Source organism: Pseudochryseolinea flava, assembly GCF_003286915.1.
Taxonomy (GTDB): Bacteria; Bacteroidota; Bacteroidia; order Cytophagales; family Cyclobacteriaceae; genus Ohtaekwangia; species Ohtaekwangia flava.
In genome coordinates this window covers 222,593-247,217 of the sequence record NZ_QMFY01000009.1, presented here as the reverse complement: position 1 = coordinate 247,217, position 24,625 = coordinate 222,593, and the positions used below count along the sequence as shown (strand labels likewise).

The following is a 24,625-nucleotide window of genomic DNA, read 5'->3' as shown; positions in this document are numbered from 1 at the left end:
CTAATGTAGGAGACTATTCGCCATAATATTCAACATAGTTACGAGGCGTCTCATACAATCGGATGCAGTGTAGTTTACCTCTTGAAGTTATAGACGGGAGATGGCTATTTAATATTTTCCAGATTTCAACAATTAAATTCTCGCAACTTGCGAGCTTATCTTTCATAAAATCTACATCGGTATTAAGATTTTTATGATCGAGTTTTTCAATGACTTCGTTACGAATGAGGGTGCTCAACTTCTTTAGATCAACAACGAATCCCGATTCCGGGTCAGGTATTCCCTTCACTGTAACAATAAGGTCAAAGTTATGACCATGCCAATTTTCATTGGCACAAGGGCCAAATACTTCTACATTCTTTTCCTTCGTCCATTTTGGATTATAGAGTTTATGGGCAGCGTTAAAATGCTCTTTTCGCGAAACGTAGATCATAGCGCAAATATACAGCGACAAAGACCGATTAAATGGATTTTTTAAACAGTCTTATAATAACTCATTTTGTGGCGTAAATACTACCGATATTTGCTATTTAAATTAGACAGAGCCTCAATTAAAGACACATCGTTAAAATAAATTTGACAAAGTATGCAAAAGAATTTCATTGTCGTTGGAGCATTATTTTTATCAATCGCCACCACCGGAGTCCATGGGCAAAGCGTTGTTGGAGGAATCCAAGGAAAAGGATTAGACATGCAAACTGCGCCAAACGGCTATGTTACAGGACTACCTTTAGCTCCGTTAGCAAGAGAAGGCAACTATTACCTATTCGATGAATGGTCGACAGGAACAATTTATTTGGAGTCGGTAAAAATTGAAAATCATTATTTCAAGTACGACATCAAACTCAACCAGATGGAGATTAAGTTAGGCAACGAAGTTAAAGTTCTTGATGGTCGTAGGGTGAAGCAATTTGACCTTGTTACGGCAGAGGGATCAAAGACTTTCATCAATGCCGCGGAATTTAAATTGAACGGTACGCCCCTGATCGGATTCTTCAATGTAATTGCAGATGGCACCTGGAAAGTTCTCTCAAAAACAGATACCAAAATTCAAAAATCAACATATGTGAGCTCTCTCGACGCTGGCGACCGCAAAGAAAAAATCGTAAAGGACGTCCGCTATTTCATCGCCCAGGACAGTAACTTGATCGATCCAAAGAAAATCAAAAAGAAAACGGTTCATGATATTTTCAAAAATCAACCTGAAAATGTTCGTCAACAGATAATAGATTCCAACTTTAACACCAAAAGTATAGTTGGACTTACTTCGTTGGTTTCACTTTTAAATTCAAGTGCTAGTGCGGCAAATTAATTGTTCGGCTTCCTAAAAGGTTCATCAAGTAGGAGGACATAGCGATTACATCTCCTGTCCTCTCAGACGACCTTCAGATTGAATCACTATTACTACTAATCCCTTAGTTGTAGTAGTGATTTTCTTTTTCCGTCTTTTTTAGGGACTTACACCACACCGTATCGGTCGAAAAGATGGCAGACGCACAAAAAAAGGGATTCAGAAGTTCTGAATCCCTTTTTTTAATTTAAATATTCTTAAGGTTACTCAACACGCGTCACAGTCTCAGTAATTACGCGTGTCAATCCGCTTGCGTTTGCATACTGATAATAAAGCGTAAACACTTTCGCTTCTGGATCGTAAGTTGATGTCTTACCAGGTGTAGGAGTGATTGCCACCCCTGCATCTGGAGCAGCCTCGATAGTTACCGTGTTATCTTCATTAACCGTTAGATTAAAGAAGATCGTAGGGTTGTTAAACCATCCTAACGCACCGAAAGTCTGACAAGTATTTCCGTCGATTGTAGACAACGCTTTCTCATCAGTGTATTCGTTTGTTGCATATACACCAGGCGATGTCTCTCTAACGATTGTGCCTTCAGTTTCATAGTCGCCTGAATATGGGTTATCAACGATAGCTTTGATCACCGCGCTTTGAACTTCTCTACCATCTTCGAGCACAGCCACAACTCTGAATGACCAGAAGTCACCGACAACTAGCCCAGCATCAGTATCAGGAAGCCCTGCAATGCCATTTTTTAATGATGCATAATCAGCTGTGTAGCTCACTACATCATCATCGGCAGCAACGTCAACAGTACCAGCCAACACTTCAGCTGAAACCTCACCGTCCATACTAAACGTTTTATAGTATTTAACTTGTTTGATCCCTACAGTTGGAACAACCGCGACATCAATTGTTGCGCCGGTTACATATGACAGTTCATCATCCACTGGGACAACAAGGCCACCAGCTTTTGCATCCTCCGTCACCAAATCTTCCGGGTCGCCACATGACATTGCGCTGAGCGCAACAGCCGCTGAAAGGCTAAGTGCAAATATTTTCTTAATCATATTACTCATGTTTAGTTAAGTATTTTGCGTACCGGTTCACCCGGTACGCTAATTAATTTAGTCTACATCCCACCACACTCTGGTGTTGAGATTGTCTGCGCCATTGTGCTGTACAGCGGCAGCATAGTTCGAAGGATTTTTAGACTGCTCATCCAACGGGTAAGGAACACGCACTGGAATTTTACCGCCATTCAGACCATCTTGTGCTGGAGTGAGTACAGGAAAATCTACGCGTCTCCATTCGAACCAAGCTTGTAACCCCTGATCAAACATAGCAACATATTTTTGCGTTGCAATTTGCTCAAGCGCTTTAGCAGGATCGTAAATCACTATTGCATTTTCTGTCAGATGACCAAAAATTTCAGCATCAACGGTATAGTCAGCTGGGATAGCGAGTCCACCGTAAGATGATCCAGCATGCGCGTCAAATTCTTCCTGAAGTGGTTCGCGGAATTGATTATAAGACGCAACAAATCCCTGGATGTAATAAGACTCAGCCGCAGCATCGCCGCCAGGGATAAAGTTTCTCTTTGCTGCTTCTGCAAGAATGAATTGCAATTCGGCAAAGCTCATGAGCATACCAGGTGCCTCAGCCGCAGAGAAATATGCGCCGATTTTTGATGTATTTTTCAAACCACCACCATTAAAAGCAGCCGCTTTCGCTGAGGTTAATCCATTAGGCAATCCAACGAACTGACCTGTACCGGCAGGAAGCGCAAATGCCATAATTCTATAATCCCCAAGATCCTTCAAAAGATCGATGAAGTTTTCGCTCACGCGGTGATCATCTCTTGTCTTACGATTTTCGTGGATCGGGTTGTTATTTGGCGCTGAACCAAGGTATTTTAGATATGCCATATCATCTGGCGTATTATCGGCATATACCTCATCATCCGCCTCGTACAGTGCGTCATGGCTTTCGAAGATTGGATACGTCGCCGGAGTTGACACGATCTCAGTCATCTCTGTTGTAACGAATCCAGGATCCCTATCAGACATACGGAGGAGTAATCTCAAACGGAGTGAATTTGCAAATTTCTTCCACATATCGATATCATTACCAAAAAGAAGATCTCCACCAATTTCTTTTCCATCGGCGCTAAGCAACGTGTTAGCTTCCTTCAATTTTGCGATGATATCACGGTAAACCTCTTCCTGCGTGTTATACGTAGGGCTAAGGATACCACCATCAACGACGTCACCTTTGAATGCTTCTTCGTAAGGAATGTCACCGTGAAGGTCAGTCAATACAGAGATAATGTAAGCCTTCAATACTAATGCGACACCTTTGTAATTGTCGTGCTGAAGCTTCTCTCCCAATTTGTAAATAGTCACTACGTCCATTCCGGATGCAGCGTAGAAGCTATTCCAAGTCGTGTTTACAGTACCTGGGCGAAATTGATAACGATCCTCGTCCGTGTATTGAACCTTTGCCATGTGCTGTACCCAGCCTGAGCCCATTTCATGTCCCAAGAAAATCTCATGGACACGATCCGTCAACGATTCGATGGCATTGGTCAAGAGATAATCTGGTGCAGCCTGCTCATTGGAAGGCGCGTTGTTGTTTGTATTTATTTCCTCAAAGTCTTTTGTACAGGAGCTCACCACGAGAGCAGCTGCCAATACTGAGGCATATTTTAATGTTTTTTTCATGTTCTAGTCCATTTAAGGTTAATCTTCCGCCTACTGAAGTTTAAAGCTGATGTTGAAACCTATGCTTCTAGCGCTAGGCAATTGACCGAACTCAAGTCCCTGTGCGTTCGTGTTGCTGAAAGAAGTTTCAGGATCAACATGAGGCACTGTGCTATACAAGAGCGCAAGGTTTCTTCCAACGAGAGCAACATTCAAATCCTTGAACGGCAATCTTCCGAAGATGCTGTTTGGCACAGTGTAGCCAAGTCTAACCTCTCTGAGTTTCACGTAGCTTCCATCAAACACGCTTGATTCGGCAATAGAGTTTGAGTAAGCAGCCTTATTATATTGTTCAGCCGTTACTACAATATCATTTTGCACGTATTCAGGATTTTCTGCAGTTCCGATGTTTTTAACACCGTCACCTACGATACCATCCTCACGACCAAGAAGTGTTTCTTCGAGTATACCAGCATAACGACCCCATGACGTTGTCATTGAATAAAGATCACCACCGCGTTTTACGTCGATCTGACCATAGAGTGTGAAGCCTTTGTAGCTGAACTGCGAGTTGAAGCCAGCTGTCCAATCGGGCGTATAATTCCCAAGAACTTTCGCTGTAGTTGAAGTTACTGGAAGACCGTCCTCGTGAATAATGTTTCCATTCGGGTCACGCTCGAAACCGTATCCAAAGAGGGAACCAAGTCTTTGTCCAGGAATACCCACTACTTGAAGGCTCCAATATGTTGCAATCAAATACTGCTCAACGCCAGGATATAATTCATCAACTTGGTTGATGTTCTTCGCGAAGTTCAAGTCAACATCCCAACGGAATCCGTTTGAAAGACTTACTGGGGTTGCACCAACGTGGATTTCTATACCTCTATTTGAGATTTGGCCCGCATTGATTGTTTTTGTTGTGTAACCTGATGCCCCAGAGATTGGAATATCAATGATCTGATTCTTTGTTTTACGATCGTAATAGGTAAGCTCAAATCTTAACTTGTCCGTGAAGAAATTCACATCTGCTCCAATTTCAAAACTTTCACTCTCCTCAGGTTCAAGCTCTGAGTTAGGAATTCTATTTGGGACAAAAAGGTTTGGAAGTTTCGTTGCAGAATTCCAGCTGTCTCCAAAAGAAACCGTGTTCAGTAATTGATATGGATCTGTATCAGAACCTACACGTGCCCATCCTCCGCGAACCTTTAAGAAAGAGAGTGTGTTGCTTTGAAGATCGAACAAGTCCGCAAGCGATGCACTTACGTTAACGGAAGGATAGAAGTATGAATTGTTTGCTTCTGGAAGCGTACTTGACCAGTCATTGCGACCAGTGATTTCTAACGTAAGCGCTTCTTTGTAAGAAAGCTTCACGGCTCCATACAAGCTGTTGATTCGTTTTTCTCTCCATTCGCTGCTTGTTCTTAATGGAACTCTTGAGTTATTCAGCGTAAACACGTCTGCTACCGAAAGTTCATCCGCTGCACCAAAAATCTGATGAGACTTCTGGTTCATTTGGTTACCCCCTGCATTGATATTAAGGTTGAAATCTTGTGCGACGTCCTTATTGAAAGAGATCAAGAAGTCAGAGTTTGTTTCAGAAACTGTATTTGTCGTCTCGCTATAAGAACCCGGAGGTGTATCCAGATCGCCGAGGGCAGTTCTTCCTGTGTTCGTGTTTGTATAATAGTCAGTACCAGTACGTACAAATGCGCTTAACCAATCAGTAATCCGATAGTTTAATCTCGCGTTTCCGTAGATACGGCTGCGATCCAAAGTGTTTAAATTTTCGTATAGGATGAAGTACGGGTTGTTATGATAGTTGTAGTTCCAGCTGAACTTTGAACCATCCGCATTCTTATAATTTTTCAAAGCCGCAATATCCACCTGACGTCCGAACCAGTTGAATTGCTGCATCACGTTCTGTGCGCTGTAGCCGTAACCTGGTAGGTTATCACTATTTGTTTTTACAAATGTTCCGGATGCGTTGAGGCTGAATCTTTCCGTAAGTTCCACATTGGCATTCAGGGCAACCGTATTCTTAGTCTGATCGGTATTAGGAACCATACCTTCTTGCTTAGAATTTGTGTATGACAGACGTACACCAGCCTTGTCGGTACCACCGTTAATAGCAACACTGTTAGTAATCGTCGTACCTGTGTTGAAGAAATCTTTTACGTTATCTGGATGCGACACCCAAGGGGTAGCTTCTCTTACACCGTTAACTACCGGGCTGTTAAACTGCGGGATTTTAGTACCTACATCGAGACGAGGTCCCCAGCTTTCATCAACACCGTCATTTATTCCACCTCCCTTGCCGTCTACAAATTCAAATTCACCATTCGATCCTTGACCGTAGCCATTTTGATAATCCGGCAATTTCATTGGATTTTCAAACGTAACGTTTGAATTGAAGGAAATACCTAGTCCAGATCCTTTTTTTCCTCTCTTCGTGGTAATCAAGATAACACCGTTAGATGCACGTGATCCGTAAAGCGCCGAAGCATTTGGACCTTTAAGTACTGTAACAGATTCAACGTCGTCAGGGTTAATGTCCGCTGCACCGTTACCACGGTTCACGTCTTCATTTCCTGTACCTCCGAAATTACCGTTGCTGATTGGAACACCATCTACTACGAATAATGGTTGGTTATTTCCAAACGAGTTTGCACCACGGATGAGGATACGGGAAGACGCGCCAACCGCACCTGATGATCCTGTAACTTGTACACCTGCAATCTTACCAGAAAGTGAGTTTACGATGTTCTGATCGCGTGACTTGAGAAGATCTTCTCCTTTCACTTCCTGAACAGCATAACCGATTTCTTTCTTAGATTGCTCCTGACCGAGAGCAGTTACAACAACTTCTGAAAGCTGTGTAACATCCTGTTGCATCGGCACATCAACAACATTGCGTGATCCGATTTCAACTTCCTGGCTGAGTAAGCCGATAAATGTGAATACCAAAGTTCCCCCGCTTGCAGGTACACTGATAGTGTAGTCTCCGTTTGCGTTCGATACGGTTCCTTGCGTAGTTCCTTTCAAAACTACGTTGACACCTGGGAGGCCTGAGCCGTCCTCCTGGGAGGTGATCCGGCCAGTGACCGTTCGCTCCTGTGCCCACAGCTCGCTGGATACGAGTGCAAACACCGCTGTTAAGCATAAGAGTAGAATTCTCTTCATACTGTGTTAGTTAGGTTAATGAAAATTTAAATATGCGATCAAACTTATAACAAAATAATAACTCCCGGAAGTGACCTCACGCAAAATTTAGTATGCACGCATAAAAAAAATCCCCCAAATTGAGGGATTGGAAACGATTGTGCTAATCCACGTTAGTCCGAAAAATGCGGTTTTCGGCCTGTTTAAAACGGTTGCTTTAACGAATGGTAGTTTCTACTGAATTAATTTAAATTCTATCCGACGATTCATTTTTTTATTGTCTTCTGAATCGTTGGCCGCTATAGGACGGTCTGGCCCGTATCCCATGGGTTGTAGGCGCCTGCTGTCTATCCCTTTTTCGACTAGGTAATTAAACACCGACTGTGCGCGCTTTAAAGAAAGCTGCCGATTGTAATCTGCTGTACCCGCATTGTCGGTATGGCCAGCTATTTCCACTTTCACACGCGGATTTTCGGTAAGAAAGGTGAGAATCTTATTGAGCTCCGGAATGGAGGAATCCTTCAAATCGAACTTATCAAATTCAAAAAATATATTATTCAGAACAACAACGGATCCCGCTACAGCTTTCTCCAAATCGATATCTAAAATGATTGGAGCAAAATCTTTCACTTCTGAATAATTAAAATTCAAACTCTTGAAGAGATAACTTTTCCGATTTACATACAATGCATAGTCTGCCCCTTGCGTCAACACAATGAGGTACTCTCCTGTTACTGAATCGGATTCAACAAGCGACTCGACGGCGTTCTTCTCAATGTTGATCAATTCAATTCTTGCTCGGAGTGGATGACGATCTTTTTTATCACGGACGATGCCCTTCACGTAATTGCTTCTGAACTTGATCTGATTCTCTGTAGGAATAACAAGCTCAAACAACCTGCTCTTCGATTCTCCTGCACGCAGCGCCGCTTCATCTTGCGAGTAATATCCCTTCTTCCCATCGGCTGTAATGAAAAGCGAAAATTGATCTTCGTGCGTATTTACGGGTGCGCCAAAATTCTGCGGCGCACTCCAACCGATGGAATCTTTACGCTCTACAAAGTAGATATCATAGCCACCAAAACCCGGCAAGCCATTGGAAGCGTAATACAACACCTTATTGTTTGCATGGATGAATGGCGACATCTCGTCGAACTGAGAGTTGATGGTCTTCCCGGCATTGACGGCTTTGCTCCACTTCCCATTGTCGTCGAGTTGTGATATCCAGATATCGCGTCGTCCGTATCCCGAGCGGCGATCGGAAATAAAATACAGCGTCCTTCCATCGGCGGACAACGAGGGCTGTGATTCCCATGAAGGGCTATTTACATTCGTTCCAAGATTTTTCGGTTCGCTCCACTCATCTCCTATTTTTGTACTCTCGTATAGGTCACAACTTCCAATCCCCTCCCGCCCTGTACATGAAGTCATAATCAATTTGCGACCATCGGCTGAAATGGTGCAGGTACCTTCATTGAGTTGTGTATTGATATTTTTCGAAATGGACACCGGCTTTTGCCATTGCCCTTTATCGTTCTTTGTAGCCACAACAAGATCTTCATCGTCGTTTGGGTCATTACTCAAACGCCGTGTAAAAATAAGTTGCCGTTGATCTGCCGTTAATACGGGAAAGTACTGCATCGCGAAACAATTTACCGTGTCGCTCAGTGGGCGTTGCTTATAGGCCGATATGTTATCTTTATTTTTGAAAGCAAACTCCGCGCTTTTATACATCATTGTCGCGCGGTCCACTTTTTGTTTGTTCTGTATTTCGTTTTTGATAAAGGCGCCAAGTGTTTTCATGGCATCTTCATAACGGCCTTTCGCGAGATAGGCATCACCGAGGTCGAACCAAAAGACTTTTTGTTTCCGGATGTCGGCGGTGAGCGACAATCCTTTTTCAAGTTGTAGAATTGCCGGATCGTACTGCTTCATGTTCAGGTACACCAATCCTAATCGATAGTAGGCTTCCACAAATTCGTCGTCCTTTTGAAGCGCTTGATTTAGCAGTGCGATGGCTTCTTGAAACTGGCCTCTTACGCGATAGTTGTCTGCTTCCGTGTAGAGTTCAATGGCTTTCTTTGATTTTGTACTCAACTGCACTTGCGCAACACTTTGAAATGCCGCGACTGTTAACAGGAAAAAAATAAAACACTTCATGCGATAAAACTATAAAACAATATTTGACACATCAATTTCCGGGCCGTCAAATTCGAGCATGGCGTTGATGAGTTTGAATGACTGGAAAGAGCTCAAATCTTCCGGCGCGATATCTTCTTCACGGATAAGGTTTCTTTCCAAAAGATTTTGGCGTTGTGTTCCTTTCAATAATGCTGACCAGGGCGTGTACCATTTCCCATTCCTTTTAAAAACGATGTTGCAATAAGACGTATCAGTAATATAACCTCGTTTCACAATCAGCACGTCGTCGCAATCACGGCGTAAGTCGAACAATCGATCAATCGTCTTGCGATCTTTGTATTTGAACTCGTAGTTGATTCGATCATGTTCTACAATGCGCAACGACTGAATTGTTTTGGGTTGATAAGGCACGAACTCAACGTCTTTTGATTTTTCGTCGTATTCAATCCGACATTTATAAAGCCCGGATTGCGGATGTTTGAATCGGTTGAGAAAACCTTCTAATTCTATAGGCTCGTCATCGCCACAAAGCATTTGCAGCGAGCGGTGCATGCGCTGTTCATGATAGGAAAGATTATAAAATTTTCCGTCTAGCAGTTTAATGGATTCAATCAACAGGGACATAAACTTTGTCGATAGCTTCTTGGTATTCTGATGACACAACGCTTTGTGTGGTGATTCCGCCTCCGCTGCGATAAAAATATTTATCGCCATCTTTTTCGATGAAGCGGATCATCACGCCACTGTCCAGCACTGAACCATTAAAATAACCAAAAACTCCCGTGTAGAAACCTCTTTTTTCCCTTTCTGCTTCACGAATTATTTGCACGGTTTTCTTCTTAGGCGCACCGCTAACCGATCCTGCAGGGAGAAGTTTCACGATAATGTCTCCCAACCGCGAAGAATAATCTGCGGGCAGGTCGCCTGTAATCTCCGAACTTACTTGTAGTAGATTTTTATGGCTCGTGCGAATCTTGTCGATGTAACGAAAACGCGTTACGCGTACGTTGTCTGCTACTTGACTGATATCGTTTCGAATAAGATCAACAATGGTAACGTGCTCGGCGAGTTCCTTCTGATCTGTCAGAATCTTCTGCTCGGCTCCGGTAAGATCCGCATCGATAGTACCCTTCATCGGATAAGACAGAATTTTACCGTTGCCAATCTTTACAAACGTTTCTGGAGAGAAAACAAGAAATCGATCTCGCCACAACAATTTATAAGTTGCTTTGCTCGCGGCAAAAATTTCCTGCAATGTCGATGTCGTTTCGATCTCCGTTTTAATGGTGAGGTTCGTCAGGAATGAATCTCCGTATGCAAGCCCCGCCATAACTCTATCAAACTTAGCGCGGTAAATCTCAAGCGGTATCACCTTCTTCGCCAGTGCAATGGGCGCTTGTTTCTTATTTGGTACGGCATTCGTCACGCCGTCAATAGCAAATTGAATTTGTGTTGAGTCGAGGTCGCTTTCCTTCACTATCCACGGTTGCTCCATCTCAAAATCTATAGCAAACAGAAAAGGGACTTTATCTCGTCCCCACCTGTTCATCGTTTCAATAAATTTTGAAATCTCCATGTTCGCATTAACCACGTTGCACTATGGAATGTTCATATACTTATGAACCTGTAACGATACCTGCCATTTCGGATTATCCTTAACATACTCAATGATCAAGGGGAGCATTTCTTTTTCTTTCGACCATTCCGGTTGAAGGAAAAGCTGGCAAGAAGGTTTCAATTTAGACGTGAATTCTTCCGCCCAGGCAATATCGCTTTTGTGGTTGATGATCACCTTAAGTTCATCAGCTTTCTCAAAAATAGAAGTATCAGGCTTCTTAAATTTCTTTGGTGAAAAACAAACCCAATCCCACGTGCCTGTTAATGGATACACACCTGAAGTTTCGATATGTGTTCTGAGGCCGGAATCCTTCAACGCATGGGTAAGTTTTTCGAGGTTGTACATCACAGGTTCGCCACCGGTGATTACCACAATCTTTCCTTTGCCAGTTTTAACACGCGATACAATTTCCGCTATCGAAAGCATCGGATGAAGCGATGCATCCCACGATTCTTTCACATCACACCAGACACAGCCGACGTCGCATCCACCAAGTCTTACAAAATATGCCGCGTGTCCTTGATAGAATCCTTCACCTTGAATGGTGTAGAAATCTTCCATTACGGGGAGTGCGTCGGTGATGGTAATATCGTTTTCCTTTAAGCGCAAATTATTTCACAGAGATGCACAAAGAACCACAAAGTTTCACAGAGGGTTCACGCTATGGGTACCGGAATTCTGTTGCTTTTAGCGTGTTCAACAATAATGACGCGATGGTCATTGGGCCTACGCCTCCTGGTACGGGCGTGATTAGCGACGCTTTGGGAGCGACGGCATCGAAATCCACATCGCCTTTGATGGCCCAGCCCTTCGGATATTCCGGACCTTCAACACGAGTAGTTCCAATGTCGATTACCACAGCACCTTCTTTCACCATGTCGCCTGTTACTAATCCAGGTCTTCCTACTGCTGTAAGAAGAATGTCGGCAGCGCGTGTGTAGCTCGCCAAATCTTTGGTGTACTTATGGCAAATTGTAACGGTGGCATGTCCTTGCTCGGTGAGCATCATACTTAAGGGTGCGCCGGCAATGCGACTCGCGCCGATAACCACTGCATGCTTACCTTCTGTTTGTACATTATAGCGTCTCAACAATTCCATTACTCCAAACGGCGTCGCGGGCATGAGCAATGGATTTTTAGAAATGATACTACCGAAATTTTGATTGGTAAATCCGTCGACATCTTTGTCGGAACGAATTTTCTCAGTGATTTTTTCCACTGAAATATGCGGTGGCAACGGAAGCTGAACGATAAAACCATCGACATCGTCGTCGTTGTTCACGTGGTCGATATGCTTCATCAATTTTTCTTCGCTGATGGTATCCGCGAAACGCATCATGGTGTAATGGAAACCTACCGACTTACATGACTTCACTTTATTATCAACGTAAGTTTGACTAGCCCCGTCGTCGCCAACAAGAATGATCGCCAAGTGAGGGATCTTCTTATTTTGTGCTTTGCGCTCAGCAACACGTTGCGTGATCTCTGCTTTAATGTCTGCAGATACTTTCTTACCGTCAATGAGGGTGTAGTTGGATTTTGTCTCGACCATTGCGTATTAATCTATTTTAAGTACGGCCATAAATGCTTCTTGCGGCACCTCGACAGTACCAATCTGGCGCATCCGTTTTTTACCTTTCTTCTGTTTCTCCAAGAGTTTACGTTTACGAGAAATATCACCACCATAACATTTCGCAATTACGTTCTTGCGAATAGCAGAGATGGTTTCTCTCGCAACAATTTTCTGTCCGATTGCCGCTTGGATCGCAACTTCGAACATGTGACGCGGAATAAGTTCTTTTAATTTTTCACAAAGCTTTCTCCCCCACTCTTGTGATTTTCCGCGGTGAACGATAGCGCTCAACGCGTCAACTTTATCACCATTCAGCATTACATCAAGCTTCACCATGTCTGATTCACGGAAGCCAATCAAATGGTAATCCAATGATGCATAGCCGCGTGAAATGGATTTGAGTTTATCGAAGAAGTCGAATACAATTTCGGAGAGCGGCATTTCGAATGTCATCTCAACACGGTCGGTAGTGAGATAATTTTGATTCTTGATGATACCGCGTTTATCGATACACAAATTGATGATCGGCCCGATATATTCTGACTTGCTGATAATTTGCGCTTTGATGTAAGGCTCTTCGATGGATTTCAACATTGTTGGATCCGGCATTTCAGAAGGCGCACTTACACTGATTTCCTCGCCGTTGGTAAGGAAAGCTTTGAACTGCACCGATGGAACCGTGGTGATTACCGTCATGTTGAACTCGCGCTCCAGACGTTCCTGGATAATTTCCATGTGCAGCATCCCGAGAAATCCGCATCGAAAACCAAAACCAAGGGCAGCAGATGTTTCAAGTTCCCACACCAATGAAGCATCGTTCAATTGAAGTTTCTCCATGGCATCACGAAGCTCTTCAAACTCTGAAGTTTCCACAGGATAGATACCCGCGAACACCATTGGCTTCACTTCTTCGAACCCTTTTAATTGCTCGCCTGGATTAGCAGCGTGGGTGATGGTATCGCCGACGTGTACCTCTTTGGCAACCTTGATTCCCGATATCAGGTATCCAACGTTACCAGCACTGATTTCATTTCGCGCGGCCTTATCAAGTTTCAACACACCAATTTCGTCGGCGCCGTATTCTTGACCGGTGCTCACAAATTTTACTTTGTCGCCCTTCTTGATCGTTCCGTTAACAACTTTAAAGTATACTTCAATTCCGCGGAATGAATTAAAAACCGAGTCGAAGATCATCGCTTGAAGCGGAGCCTTCGGATCGCCCTTAGGAGGCTTTACGCGTGTTACTACCGCGCGAAGAATATCTTCAATACCCTTACCTTCTTTTGCACTGGCCCGAATTACATCCTCGCGCTTACAACCGATCAGGTCGACGATTTCGTCGGTAACTTCCTCAGGCATGGCGTGCGGAAGATCGATTTTGTTCATGACCGGAATAATTTCCAAGTCGTGCTCGAGCGCTAAATAGAGGTTGGAGATGGTTTGTGCCTCGATTCCCTGGCTGGCGTCAACGATCAACAAAGCGCCTTCGCAGGCGGCAATCGAGCGTGACACTTCGTAAGAAAAATCGACGTGACCTGGCGTGTCGATTAGGTTGAGGATATATTCCTTGCCCTCGAATTTATACGACATTTGGATCGCATGGGCTTTGATGGTAATGCCCTTTTCACGTTCCAAATCCATGTTGTCCAGTACTTGCGCCTGCATCTGGCGCTCATTTAGCGTACCGGTAAACTCTAACAGTCTGTCTGCCAGCGTACTTTTACCGTGGTCGATGTGTGCAATGATGCAAAAGTTTCGGATGTTCTCCATACCCGTCTATTCCTCGAATTTTGGACTGCAAAAGTAGGAATTATTTGGCGCATGGCCGAGGTAATTACGGGATCAAAGGCCTGTATTTTCATCACCCTCTTTATATGGCAGGTAAACGAGGATGAGACTTAGCATCTCGTTTTTGGTCCCCATAAGCCCATCGGAGAAGACAATCTTCGGCGGAATGTTCGGATTTCGCGGATTTTTGCTTGTGTTGTCGTATCGCCCCTCAATCGTTAAGACTGCACCTTTTGGCAGTATTTGAAGCTTTTTAAATTTATAGGCTTCCTGCCAATTAAAATCCCAGTTATTGATGCGCACTAAAGGAATAGTGTCACCTTGCAGCGCATAATACGCTGTGTATGATTTCCCTAGAAGATGCATGTGTGGCCAGACGTACATCAACGACAGGGGCTCCACTATTTCCATCTGGATTTTAAAATCATTGATTTCCTCGGGCATTAACATTAATGAAGGTTGTATTTCACCCACCCCACCAGATCCAATGCTCAGTGTTTGAACGGTTCTCGTGATTTCACTTTTTGAGAAGAAAAACTTTAGTGAGGAAATTTCCGTGACGTCCACCGGAGACGGCGCGTAGTGGTTCGTCAAAATTATTACCCCACGCCGTGGCATTTTAAATCCAAGGCCTTTTGGAAAGGTGATCGGGGTCGACCCTGGTACCCATCCATTATAATACACGATATGCTGAGAAAGTAGCGCGAGCTGATTTGCCTTGGCTCCTACGAAGTTGGCATCGATGGGATCCTTTAGGGCATGAATATCAATGGCGGGATCGGGTACCGCATAAATGCCAAAATTTGCATGATGAATGATCTTCATCGTGGAGGATAGGTACTCAACACTTTCAACATTCATTTCTTGATTAAACTCAAAGGGAATGATCGCAAGTGTAAAATTCTCCTTATTGTCCCCTTTGATGCTTATCGGCTGGGCGGCGAGTAAAGCATCAGCTGTACGCGTGTTCGCATTTGATAATGATACTTTTGATTTCTTCGTCGACTTCCCTTTAAACATTCCACCGTCGACCCAGTTAGCAATAAGCACAATCTCTTCATCTGTCAACATTTTCTCATTCGCAAATGACCGATACGCAGGATCTGCTTTCCATGGTGGCATGTACCGTTTTCCGGTAACATATTTTATCATCGATCCGTGCTTTACCGCGTCGTCGAACGTGAGTAACGAAAAGGGTGCGGCAGTCCCCGGGCGATGGCAGGGTGCACAATTTTTTAAAAGCAGAGGTTCTATATGTTCACTATAGGTAACTTTTTTTTGCGCTTGCGCTGTAATTGAAATCACAACTGCCAAATAGATGAGGGCTAGTTTTATCGCTTGACTGGTTTTTGTATAATGCATCCTACTGTTTCCGTTTTCTTAAAAGAGGGATTTTGTCCCTCCACCTCTGCTGTTATAACATCCCGAAGGTAGTTCTCTGTAATTTGTTGCCGATAGCTACCAAGATCGTAAAACCAATTGTCGACAGCGCCTTGATAGATAAATTTCTGATGCGTATTAAAGACAAACACCTCCGGCGTGAATCCCGCTTTAAACCAGTCGGTAAAATGATAATTCTCGTCTCTGACAATTTTAAATGCAATCTTATATTCCTGTTTGAATTTCTTTACATCACTTTTTTGAACGCGCCCCGGAATGATCCCCGTTATCACAACCTGACCCGATCGCTCGCCCAACAATTCATTTAATGTACCAATGTACTTTTGACTGATTGGACAGTCTACCGAAAGAAAAACGACAACGTTAATTTTATCGGCAATGAATAACTCCGAGGGCATTGAAAGCTGCCCGTGAGTTTTCAAGCCTACTCCGATGATAAAAAAAGTGAGCACAAGTTTTGTCGTCATTGCTATTTGATCACTGCCCCATCTTTCATCACAAACATAACAGCTTCCAGTGTCTTAATGTTGTTGATTGGATTTTCCTCGGTAGCAATAAGATCCGCTAACTTACCAACTTCCAAAGTTCCTATCTTATCGTCAATTTGAAGCACTTTTGCCGCAACAATAGTTGCCGACTGGATTGCATCCATGGGCGACATGCCAGCCTCTACCATATAGCCGAACTCTTTCGCGTTCTCACCATGCGGAAATACGCCAGCGTCAGTTCCGAATGCAATCTTCACCCCACGCTTATATGCTTTCGCGAACGTAGCCTGAATTTGTGGGCCAATTTCGAGCGCCTTTGGAACTACAAGCGGATGATAATAGCCCGGCTCTTTCGCCTTTGCCGCTACAAACTTTCCCGCGGATATCGTTGGTACATAGTACGTACCTTTTTGAACCATGAGGTCCATCACTTCATCCGACATTTTTGTACCGTGTTCAATCGTGGTGATTCCTGCTAATACGGCGCGTTTCATTCCTTCGGCGCCATGCGCATGCGCTGCAGTATGCATCCCATAGTCCTTTGCTGTTTCGATTATCGCCGCCAATTCTTCGTCTGTGAACTGTGGGCCTGAACCGTCTTTTGCAATGCTCAACACGCCGCCAGTGGCGGTAATTTTGATAAGGTCTGCGCCATCTTTGTAACGCTGGCGAACCGCTTTGCGCGCATCGTCAGGTCCGTTAATAACCCCTTCCTTTGGTCCGGGATCTCCCATACTCTCGCGCCGATAACCGTTGGTTGGATCGGCATGACCACCTGTAGTGGCGATGGATTTTCCCGCTGTGAGTACGCGTGGTCCGACAACAAGGTTTTGATTAATGGCATTACGCAGTGCAATGTTCACACCACTCCCGCCGAGGTCTCGCACGGTTGTAAAGCCCGCCATAATCGTACGCTTTGCGTAAACCGTAGATTTAAGAGCGATATCCGCATCACTCATCGTGAATCGTTGTAACAGTGCATCTTTGTTCGTTTCACTTTCAAGGTGAACATGCAAATCGATCAGGCCGGGTAGTACGGTCTTCTTACTGAGATCGATCAGTTTATCAGCCTTGCCTGGTTTTGAAAAACCTTTCTCAATGGCAACAATCTTATTCCCCTCAACAATCAACGTCACCTGAACTTGGACTTCCGTGTTTTTTCCATCGATCAGATTTCCACAATGAATAAAAGTTTTCTGCGCGAAGATGTCGGCTTGTAGACCCACGACAAAAAATACGATGACGAGTAATGACCGCATAAATATTATTTATCTCGAAGATATCTTAAAGTGAGTACTTTGAGGGCCTCCATTTCATCGGGAGCCATGGCCGCGCTTTTTACGTGCAACATCAGGTCAAACATCACTTGCTGATCGTAGCCGAGCGTGGCTGCAATTTTTGAGCAGAACATGATCTCTTCCTTATACATTCTTTCGTCAATTTTCATCAACTGCACCAAACTAAAGATGTAGGAGAATTTCTGGTCGACGTTCAAGTTATCAGGAACGATAAGGCTGTGACGTTGGTCAAACATCGGTATTACTTCATCTGGATAGATATTATTTGCCCGGCCAATATTGATGATGTAATTACGTTCACGATCTGCCACCTTCCCGTCGATTTGCGCGAGGTTGATCAGAAGTTTCATTTGAGCAAGTGCAGACATGACAATTATTTAAAATAATGATTTCTAACACAACATTGAGCTGTTAACCTAACAAGTAAATGACAAATTACCAATAACTTTATTCGCAATGAATTTTCTTGCACATCTATACTTATCGGGAAATAATTCTAAAATTCTGGTTGGCAATTTCATTGGTGATTTTGTAAAAGGCCGCCATGTGTATGATCACTACGAGCGTGACATCGCGCGCGGCATCGAGATCCATCGTGCGATCGATCTGTATACCGATACCCATCCCGTTGTAAGTGAAAGTAAACAGCGTTTACGTCCCGTTTATCGACACTATTCATCCGTTATCGTGGACGTTTTCTATGACCATTACCTCGCTGCCAACTGGGAAAAATTTCATCCTCAACCACTCACGTTGTTCGCTGAGGAGTCGTACAACACCATTTCATCTTTTGACAGCATTCTGCCCGAAAATGTAAAACATATGTTGCCCTACATGATCCGCGGTAATTGGCTCGTGAATTACGCCGGGCTTGAAGGTATACAACGCGCGCTCACCGGTATGGCGCGACGAACGAAATACAATTCACGAATGGATGAAGCGGTGAACGATTTACGCGAGCACTATCAGGCGTTTAAAAAAGAATTCAAAGAATTCCTCCCGCTGCTAAAAGCCCATGTCGATCAGATGCTTTAAAGAATAGTTCGAGTTTGAGATACTTTTACCGAACGACTCTTGTTCGTCTTCACTCAACCTTCGTTAGCTGAGTAAAATCTTTGCCTGCGTTCCTAGCCAGAGTACGAATTTGAAGATTGAGATAACTTCATTCTTAGCGGTCAAAGTCAAACTAAAAAAATCTTAACTTGCATCGACTTTTTGAATGTCTATAAATATGCAGAACGACCCGGAGTTAAGTGGCAAGTATTTAGGAACGATATCGCAAGATTTTGTCCGTGTGTCCGACACGTTAAAAGAAGCCAGTTACCAGATTAGAACGGCAGGGTTTGATTTTCCAATCTTCGCGATCTGCAAAGAAGCACAGCCGGTTGGACAACTGTTGCTAGATCAAAAGATGAACGGCACTGCATGGAATTACTTTGCCTCGTTTCTCGATGAATTTCTCCAACGCGGATTGGTGACTGCCGATAAAAAAGAAGACTTTGAAGCAGCATACAAAGATCCTGATGAGTTTTGCTGTCTATTCGTAATCGACGAACAGTTTACCAACTTTGTATTTATTCCGTATCCAGAAGATTAACCTCAGGGTGTTCAAGTGTTCAGGTGTTCGAGTGTTCAAGAAATGTGTTGATGTGTTGGTGTTGAATACGTTTTTCAGGTATTGTTATGCGATATCTAGGATTCTGACGTCTACCCCATTTTTCTCGTAGCTCGCAACTTTCCTGACGTCTAACGCATTTCTCGCAACTCGTAGCTCGAAGCTCGCAGCTCTCTAGTACTGGACGCGTAGGGAGAACATCTGGAGAAAATGAGCGAACATCTATAGCTTCTCTAGAGGATCAAGCCAGGATGACTGGAGAATCGATTTCCGGCTGCCAGTTTAATAATGAAAAAAAACTAGCAACCGGCAACAGATAACAGGAAACATTAAGAATTTACGACCGAAAATGATTCCATCCCTGCGCTGTGATCGGCACAACATTTCCTTGCTTGGTGATCATGATGTTTTGATCTATTTTATCGTGCATGTAGCCAATCAAATGAATGTCTGGGTGGTTCTTTAATTTTTCGTGATCTTCTTGAGAGATCGTAAAGAGCAGTTCATAGTCTTCACCGCCATTTAACGCGCAGGTAATTGGATCGATATTGAATTCTACTGCCGTGTTGTATGTCAATTGATCAACGGGCACTTTGTCTTCAAATAAACGCACGCCCACTTTCGAATTTTTTGCCAGGTGTAGCAACTCCGATGCAAGTCCATCCGATACATCAATCATGGATGTAGGCTGAACACCAAGTTCTGCCAGATCATAGACGATATTTGTTCTAGCCTCAGGGCGTAGTTGACGCCCTACGAGGTATTCAAAGTTTTCCAGATCAGGTTGCATGTTTGGATCCGTTAGAAAAACTTCTTTCTCACGTTCCAGAATTTGTAAGCCGATAAAAGCGGCGCCTAGGTCGCCCGTTACGCAGATAATATCATTGGCTTTAGCGCCACTACGATAGGTGATCCTATTTTTCTGCGCGCGTCCAAGTACGGTAATGGATATGATCAATCCAGATGTTGATGACGTTGTGTCGCCACCAACAAGGTCGATGTTATAATTTGCACAGGCTGCGCGAATACCTTCATACAATGCATCAACTGCTTGGAGTGAAAACCGACTACTGAGTGCGATGCTCACCGTGATTTGTTCCGCTTTGCCATTCATGGCTGCGATATCAGACACGTTCACGGCGACAGACTTATAACCGAGGTGTTGGAGTGGCATGTATGCGAGGTCAAAATGAATTCCTTCCACGAGCATATCGGTAGACACGAGGAGGGCTTCATGGCCGATATCGATTACCGCGGCGTCGTCGCCAATGCCTTTTAGTGTTGATGCTTGTGTAAGGGCAACGTTGCCGCTAATGCGATCGATCAATCCAAACTCACCAAGTTGACTGATCTCTGCTCTATTTTCACTCATATTCAGTTTTTGTGGCCCCTCCAGCGTGTGAAGGGGCGTTTCATCCTGCAAAAGTAAGATTCTGTATGAAACTGAGTGGTTTACTTGATAAGTTCGCTATAATTTTGAACGACAAACAACCAAGAAGATGAAGAAGACAGCTGTAATCGTGATGGTGATTTTTGCTTTCCTGATCAGCGCCTGTGGTCAAAAGCCATATTACAAGACAAAAGCGGGTAAGAAGAAGCAGAAGTACTACAACGACATCCAGTACGGCGGGAAGCGCGCTAGTGAGATGCAGCGTCCTTAATTTCTTCGCACAGTTCAACCAATACACCCTGTGTCGATTTAGGGTGTAAAAAACATATCTTTTTATTGTCTGCCCCCATTTTCGGCTCTGGGTTGATCAATTCAAAACCCTTATCTCGATAATTTTGAATTTCCTGAGCGATGTCGTTCACCTCAAAGGCAAGGTGATGAATTCCCTCCCCACGTTTATCGATAAATTTCGCAATCGGAGAATCCGCACGCGTTGCCTCCAAAAGTTCGATTTTTACACCCGAAAGATCAAAAAATGAGGTCCTAACCCCTTCAGAGACAACCTCCTCTATTTTGTAATGATTTCTTCCCAAAAGTTTAGCAAAAAGCGCATTTGCCTGGTCCAGATTTTTGACTGCAATACCGATATGTTCAAGTTTTTCCATATTTGTTACCTTTACAATCCAAAGAAGAAACTTTTCGCCAAAATCGGAAGTTTAGTCAACTGAATATTAGAAAGATGATACTCGAAACCACCAGCGATATGCATGTAGAAGCTGCCCGCATTCAGCAGGAGATTAAGGATTATCTCGGCTTACGAACTGCAGATTTAGTATTCGAGTACACCACGATTGATGGCAAGGTAAAGCTTGATTTGATCACGATCAATCCACGTCACAACCAAGCATTTCTATTTCACAGCGAAACCGGAAGTGACAAAGTGGAATCGCTAAACAAGATGCTTCGTTACGTGCAGAACTATAAGGAGAAAGAAAACTCTTACACCATTCAGTGGGTCGTGAAAGGCGGCGATGCAGAGTTAAATACATCATACTTCCGCGCGGGAAATATTATGGATGCATTGCAGAAACTTTATTACGGCAGAGATATGAATACGATCACCGTGTTTAGCGTGGTGCTGAATCCAGTGTCGTAAGGTGTTCGAGTGTTAAAGGATTAGATAGACATTTAAAGAATTATACAATGATTACGGTTACAGATAAGGCTAAGGAAAGGTTAACGGCCTTGAGAGTTGAAGAAGGAAAAACCAATGAGCATAACATTCGCGTATCGGTTAAAGGTGGTGGATGTTCTGGTTTGATGTATGACCTTGGTTTCGACGACAAGATAAATCCTGCCGATCAAGTATTTGAAGATAAAGGGATCAAAATCCTCGTTGACAAAAAGAGCTTGTTATACTTACTCGGCACCACGTTAGACTTTACAGATGGATTGAATGGAAAAGGATTTCAATTCATCAACCCTAATGCAAGCCGTACTTGCGGATGCGGTGAAAGTTTTTCAGTATAGTATTCATTGGAAGATACAATCGAAAGCACCTTTATCACGAGGTGCTTTTTTATTTGTCCTCGAACGCTGCAATACATTTTAATTCAATCGCGATTGGTGTCGGCAGTGCATTCACTTCCACCGTTGTTCTACAGGGTTGATTTTCTTTGAAGTAGGTTGCATAAATTTTATTGAATGTTGCGAAGTCAGCTTTCATGTTGGTGAGGTAAACGGTTACGTCCACTAGATTCTCCCAACGTGCCCCCGAGGCTTCAAGAATAAAACGCACATTTTCAAATACAGCATGACACTGTTGTTCAATGTCGTAGGCGATGATGTTGCCGTGATTGTCGAGCGTTACGCCAGGAATATCTTTCGATCCTTTTTTACGCGGGCCAACGCCAGAGAGAAAAAGTAAATTACCCACTCGGCGTGCGTGTGGATAAAGACCTACAGGATCGGGAGCTTTGTCGGAGTACAGCATATCTTTAATAATACCTCGCAATTATCTTTTTAATGTCCGAAACTCAAACTTGCTAAATACGATTGCCAATCCGCTTCGGCATTTCTCGACGCAATCATTTTGGATACCATCACAACCCAAGTTCCTTCGCTCCCCAACGGCGCTTCAATAACACCATCTTTGCCTGAGTAAATATGTTGCACGCCGGTGTTGTTATCGGCGGTCACGCGAACAATTACCCTTGCTCCGAAAAGCGGTTGACCATTCCACAGTATCGTGAACTTCATCTTCTCTCCGACTTTCATATCGTAAGGATTTTTCGCTGGAACAATCTCCAAAGGATAACCAGAAGAATTTTGAAATGTATCGTCCGTAGCCGCGCCTACTTGTAGCAACACTGTTGAATGCCAAGAAGTCGTTACCCGTGCAGCTTTATCCAAAAGGTTTTTAGTTGACCTGCCATAAGCAACATCTTCCAAATCAAACTCTTTCACATAGGCATTTATGCTATCCGCGGAAAGTGTGAGAAGCGAGGGATTTGCTCTCATCATTACAGCAAACGTTCCTTCTTTTTGAAACGACACTTCAAAATTATCTTTTTCCGCTGGCGCCAAAAGCGGAAGCAAATCTGTATTGCCCTGGACCGATTGAACCGCTGCTTTCACAAAGGTTGATCGGGTTATACCATGGGGCACGTCAGTCAATTTCTCGCGATGGATTACATTGAATGTAACCTTCTCGTTGGGCTTTACGCGATACTGAGATGCATTCACCCAAATACGCGGCATGAAAGCAGGCGCATCAAGTAAAGCAACAACTAAAAGCGCTAAGGAAATTTTTGATAACATGTTAGGCGTTCATTAAATCTTCTATTTCGTCTGCTTCTTCCGGAATATTTTTCATCAGGTCTTTTACGCCTGAACGTTGGATGAGCACGTTGTTCTCGATTCGAATACCGATACGCTCTTCACGAATATAGATGCCCGGCTCAACGGTCCACACCTGGCCCGCTTTCATTTTGTGATACATACTTCCGACATCGTGCACATCAAGTCCCAACTGATGACCAGTGCCATGCATGAAATATTTTGAAAACAACGGTTTGTCTTTGGGTTGATTCTTCACATCCTTCTTATCAAACAACTTGAGTCCTATCAATTCACTTTCCGTTATCTTTTGTACTTCCTTGTGATACTCATAATAAAGCTCACCAGGTTTTAGCATTTTTGTTGCCGCTTTTTTTATACGAAGCACGGCGTTATACACATCGCGTTGACGTTTTGTAAACTTTCCGCTAACAGGAATGGTGCGGGTTAGATCAGCATTGTAGTTCGCATATTCAGCACCGACGTCTAGCAACAGCAGATCGCCATCCATGCACTGTTGATCGTTTTCAATATAATGTAGTACGCAGGCATTGGCACCCGAAGCAATAATTGGAGTGTAGGCAAATCCACGAGAGCCCAACCGCAAAAATTCATGCGCATACTCGGCTTCGATTTCATACTCCATCACACCAGGCTTTACGAAGCCAAGAACACGTCTAAAAGCTTTCTCGGTGATATCACAAGCTTCTTGCAACAGGTTTATCTCTTCAGCAGACTTCACGCTTCTGAGCTGGTGCATGATGGGTGCAAGTCTTTCATATTTATGCAGCGGAAATTTATCCTGACACCATTTTATAAATCTGGCTTCTCGTGTTTCCACCACTGTTTCCGCGCGGTAGTGATCATTCGTATTCAGGTAAACATGCTCCGTGTCGCCCATAAGCATAATCGTATTAAACCACTTCGGGAATTCTGATGTCCAAAGTATAGTTTCAATTCCGGTAAGATTTCGTGCTTCTTCTTTGGTGAGTTTGTGACCTTCCCAAATAGAAATCAATTCACTCGTTTCACGAAGGAAAAGAATTTCGCGATAGCGCTTATCCGGAAAATCGGGGCACAGCACCAAAATTGTTTCCTCCTGGTCAACACCGGTAAAATAGAACAGATCACTGTTCTGTTTAAAACGCATGGTGCCATCCGAATTCGTCGGCATGATGTCGTTCGCATTGACAACAACAACTGAATTTGGCTTGAGTGTTTTAAGGAGATTCTTCCGATTGTTAACGAAGAGTTCTTTACTAATACTTTTGTATCTCATGATAGAAGTCTAATTTCAACCGGTGCAATTTAAAAGAATT

The 24,625-nt window shown here is 43.6% G+C and carries 25 protein-coding genes; 6 read left to right on the top strand and 19 right to left on the bottom strand.

The window, feature by feature from the left end:
* Positions 1–13 precede the first annotated feature (13 nt).
* Positions 14–433, bottom strand: coding sequence for a 6-pyruvoyl trahydropterin synthase family protein (locus tag DQQ10_RS17895; RefSeq protein WP_112748259.1), 420 nt, complete (start codon positions 431–433; stop codon positions 14–16).
* A gap of 153 nt (positions 434–586) precedes the next feature.
* On the opposite strand from DQQ10_RS17895, the gene DQQ10_RS17890 reads away from it, so the two are divergent.
* Positions 587–1,312: a hypothetical protein gene (locus DQQ10_RS17890; protein WP_112748258.1), complete on the top strand. Its 726-nt coding sequence runs from the start codon at positions 587–589 to the stop codon at positions 1,310–1,312.
* A 242-nt stretch (positions 1,313–1,554) separates the two neighbouring features.
* On the opposite strand, the gene DQQ10_RS17885 is transcribed toward DQQ10_RS17890, so the two are convergent.
* From DQQ10_RS17885 to DQQ10_RS17825, 13 genes are all read right to left on the bottom strand, one after another.
* Positions 1,555–2,364, bottom strand: a complete 810-nt coding sequence (locus tag DQQ10_RS17885; protein WP_165823998.1) for a BT_3044 domain-containing protein — start codon at positions 2,362–2,364, stop codon at positions 1,555–1,557.
* A gap of 57 nt (positions 2,365–2,421) precedes the next feature.
* The gene (locus DQQ10_RS17880) at positions 2,422–4,017 is read right to left on the bottom strand and encodes a SusD/RagB family nutrient-binding outer membrane lipoprotein (RefSeq protein ID WP_112748256.1); all 1,596 of its coding nucleotides are present in this window, start codon (positions 4,015–4,017) and stop codon (positions 2,422–2,424) included.
* Positions 4,018–4,047: 30 nt separating this feature from the next.
* On the bottom strand, positions 4,048–7,176 hold the full coding sequence (locus DQQ10_RS17875; RefSeq protein WP_112748255.1) for a SusC/RagA family TonB-linked outer membrane protein: 3,129 nt from the start codon (positions 7,174–7,176) through the stop codon (positions 4,048–4,050).
* A 213-nt stretch (positions 7,177–7,389) separates the two neighbouring features.
* On the bottom strand, positions 7,390–9,315 hold the full coding sequence (locus DQQ10_RS17870) for an OmpA family protein (RefSeq protein ID WP_112748254.1): 1,926 nt from the start codon (positions 9,313–9,315) through the stop codon (positions 7,390–7,392).
* Between the two features lie 9 nt (positions 9,316–9,324).
* Positions 9,325–9,921: an aminotransferase class IV gene (locus DQQ10_RS17865; RefSeq protein WP_165823997.1), complete on the bottom strand. Its 597-nt coding sequence runs from the start codon at positions 9,919–9,921 to the stop codon at positions 9,325–9,327.
* Complete coding sequence (locus DQQ10_RS17860; protein ID WP_112748252.1) at positions 9,905–10,873, bottom strand: aminodeoxychorismate synthase component I; 969 nt, start codon at positions 10,871–10,873, stop codon at positions 9,905–9,907. The genes DQQ10_RS17865 and DQQ10_RS17860 overlap by 17 nt, the downstream gene beginning before the upstream one ends.
* 21 nt (positions 10,874–10,894) lie before the next feature.
* Positions 10,895–11,476, bottom strand: coding sequence for a 7-carboxy-7-deazaguanine synthase QueE (locus DQQ10_RS17855; protein ID WP_112748283.1), 582 nt, complete (start codon positions 11,474–11,476; stop codon positions 10,895–10,897).
* A gap of 100 nt (positions 11,477–11,576) precedes the next feature.
* Positions 11,577–12,467 (bottom strand): bifunctional 5,10-methylenetetrahydrofolate dehydrogenase/5,10-methenyltetrahydrofolate cyclohydrolase, encoded by an 891-nt coding sequence (locus DQQ10_RS17850; protein ID WP_112748251.1) that lies wholly within the window; start codon positions 12,465–12,467, stop codon positions 11,577–11,579.
* 6 nt (positions 12,468–12,473) lie between these two features.
* Positions 12,474–14,258: a translation elongation factor 4 gene (gene lepA / locus DQQ10_RS17845; protein WP_112748250.1), complete on the bottom strand. Its 1,785-nt coding sequence runs from the start codon at positions 14,256–14,258 to the stop codon at positions 12,474–12,476.
* A gap of 72 nt (positions 14,259–14,330) precedes the next feature.
* The gene (locus DQQ10_RS17840; RefSeq protein WP_133259691.1) at positions 14,331–15,428 is read right to left on the bottom strand and encodes a cytochrome c; all 1,098 of its coding nucleotides are present in this window, start codon (positions 15,426–15,428) and stop codon (positions 14,331–14,333) included.
* A gap of 179 nt (positions 15,429–15,607) precedes the next feature.
* On the bottom strand, positions 15,608–16,144 hold the full coding sequence (locus DQQ10_RS17835; RefSeq protein WP_112748248.1) for a redoxin domain-containing protein: 537 nt from the start codon (positions 16,142–16,144) through the stop codon (positions 15,608–15,610).
* Between the two features lie 2 nt (positions 16,145–16,146).
* The gene (locus DQQ10_RS17830; RefSeq protein ID WP_112748247.1) at positions 16,147–17,424 is read right to left on the bottom strand and encodes a metal-dependent hydrolase family protein; all 1,278 of its coding nucleotides are present in this window, start codon (positions 17,422–17,424) and stop codon (positions 16,147–16,149) included.
* A 5-nt stretch (positions 17,425–17,429) separates the two neighbouring features.
* The gene (locus DQQ10_RS17825; RefSeq protein WP_112748246.1) at positions 17,430–17,831 is read right to left on the bottom strand and encodes a hypothetical protein; all 402 of its coding nucleotides are present in this window, start codon (positions 17,829–17,831) and stop codon (positions 17,430–17,432) included.
* A gap of 88 nt (positions 17,832–17,919) precedes the next feature.
* Here DQQ10_RS17825 and DQQ10_RS17820 point away from each other — a divergent pair, with 88 nt between their 5' ends.
* Both DQQ10_RS17820 and DQQ10_RS17815 read left to right on the top strand, forming a co-directional pair.
* The gene (locus tag DQQ10_RS17820; protein WP_112748245.1) at positions 17,920–18,498 is read left to right on the top strand and encodes an acyl carrier protein phosphodiesterase; all 579 of its coding nucleotides are present in this window, start codon (positions 17,920–17,922) and stop codon (positions 18,496–18,498) included.
* 196 nt (positions 18,499–18,694) lie between these two features.
* Positions 18,695–19,060, top strand: coding sequence for a hypothetical protein (locus DQQ10_RS17815; RefSeq protein WP_185147038.1), 366 nt, complete (start codon positions 18,695–18,697; stop codon positions 19,058–19,060).
* 355 nt (positions 19,061–19,415) lie between these two features.
* Here the strand turns inward: DQQ10_RS17815 and thiL are convergent, their stop codons facing one another.
* On the bottom strand, positions 19,416–20,450 hold the full coding sequence (gene thiL / locus DQQ10_RS17810; RefSeq protein ID WP_112748282.1) for a thiamine-phosphate kinase: 1,035 nt from the start codon (positions 20,448–20,450) through the stop codon (positions 19,416–19,418).
* Between the two features lie 127 nt (positions 20,451–20,577).
* Between thiL and DQQ10_RS27985 the strand changes: the two genes are divergently transcribed.
* Positions 20,578–20,739, top strand: coding sequence for a hypothetical protein (locus DQQ10_RS27985; protein WP_165823996.1), 162 nt, complete (start codon positions 20,578–20,580; stop codon positions 20,737–20,739).
* Here DQQ10_RS27985 and mce read toward each other — a convergent pair.
* The gene (gene mce / locus DQQ10_RS17805; RefSeq protein ID WP_112748243.1) at positions 20,717–21,133 is read right to left on the bottom strand and encodes a methylmalonyl-CoA epimerase; all 417 of its coding nucleotides are present in this window, start codon (positions 21,131–21,133) and stop codon (positions 20,717–20,719) included. The two genes, DQQ10_RS27985 and mce, sit on opposite strands and share 23 nt — an antisense overlap.
* 74 nt (positions 21,134–21,207) lie before the next feature.
* Here mce and DQQ10_RS17800 point away from each other — a divergent pair, with 74 nt between their 5' ends.
* Positions 21,208–21,624 carry a hypothetical protein gene (locus DQQ10_RS17800; RefSeq protein WP_112748281.1) on the top strand — a complete coding sequence of 139 codons (417 nt, stop codon included), beginning with the start codon at positions 21,208–21,210 and terminating at the stop codon, positions 21,622–21,624.
* A gap of 47 nt (positions 21,625–21,671) precedes the next feature.
* Positions 21,672–21,998 carry a HesB/IscA family protein gene (locus tag DQQ10_RS17795; protein WP_112748242.1) on the top strand — a complete coding sequence of 109 codons (327 nt, stop codon included), beginning with the start codon at positions 21,672–21,674 and terminating at the stop codon, positions 21,996–21,998.
* A 49-nt stretch (positions 21,999–22,047) separates the two neighbouring features.
* Here DQQ10_RS17795 and DQQ10_RS17790 read toward each other — a convergent pair whose 3' ends face one another.
* The 3 genes from DQQ10_RS17790 to DQQ10_RS17780 are packed head-to-tail and all read right to left on the bottom strand — an operon-like array spanning position 22,048 to position 24,585.
* Complete coding sequence (locus DQQ10_RS17790) at positions 22,048–22,461, bottom strand: RidA family protein (RefSeq protein WP_112748241.1); 414 nt, start codon at positions 22,459–22,461, stop codon at positions 22,048–22,050.
* Between the two features lie 29 nt (positions 22,462–22,490).
* Positions 22,491–23,288 (bottom strand): DUF4198 domain-containing protein, encoded by a 798-nt coding sequence (locus tag DQQ10_RS17785; protein ID WP_112748240.1) that lies wholly within the window; start codon positions 23,286–23,288, stop codon positions 22,491–22,493.
* 1 nt (position 23,289) lies between these two features.
* Positions 23,290–24,585: an aminopeptidase P family protein gene (locus DQQ10_RS17780; protein WP_112748239.1), complete on the bottom strand. Its 1,296-nt coding sequence runs from the start codon at positions 24,583–24,585 to the stop codon at positions 23,290–23,292.
* Between the last annotated feature and the right edge of the window lie 40 nt (positions 24,586–24,625).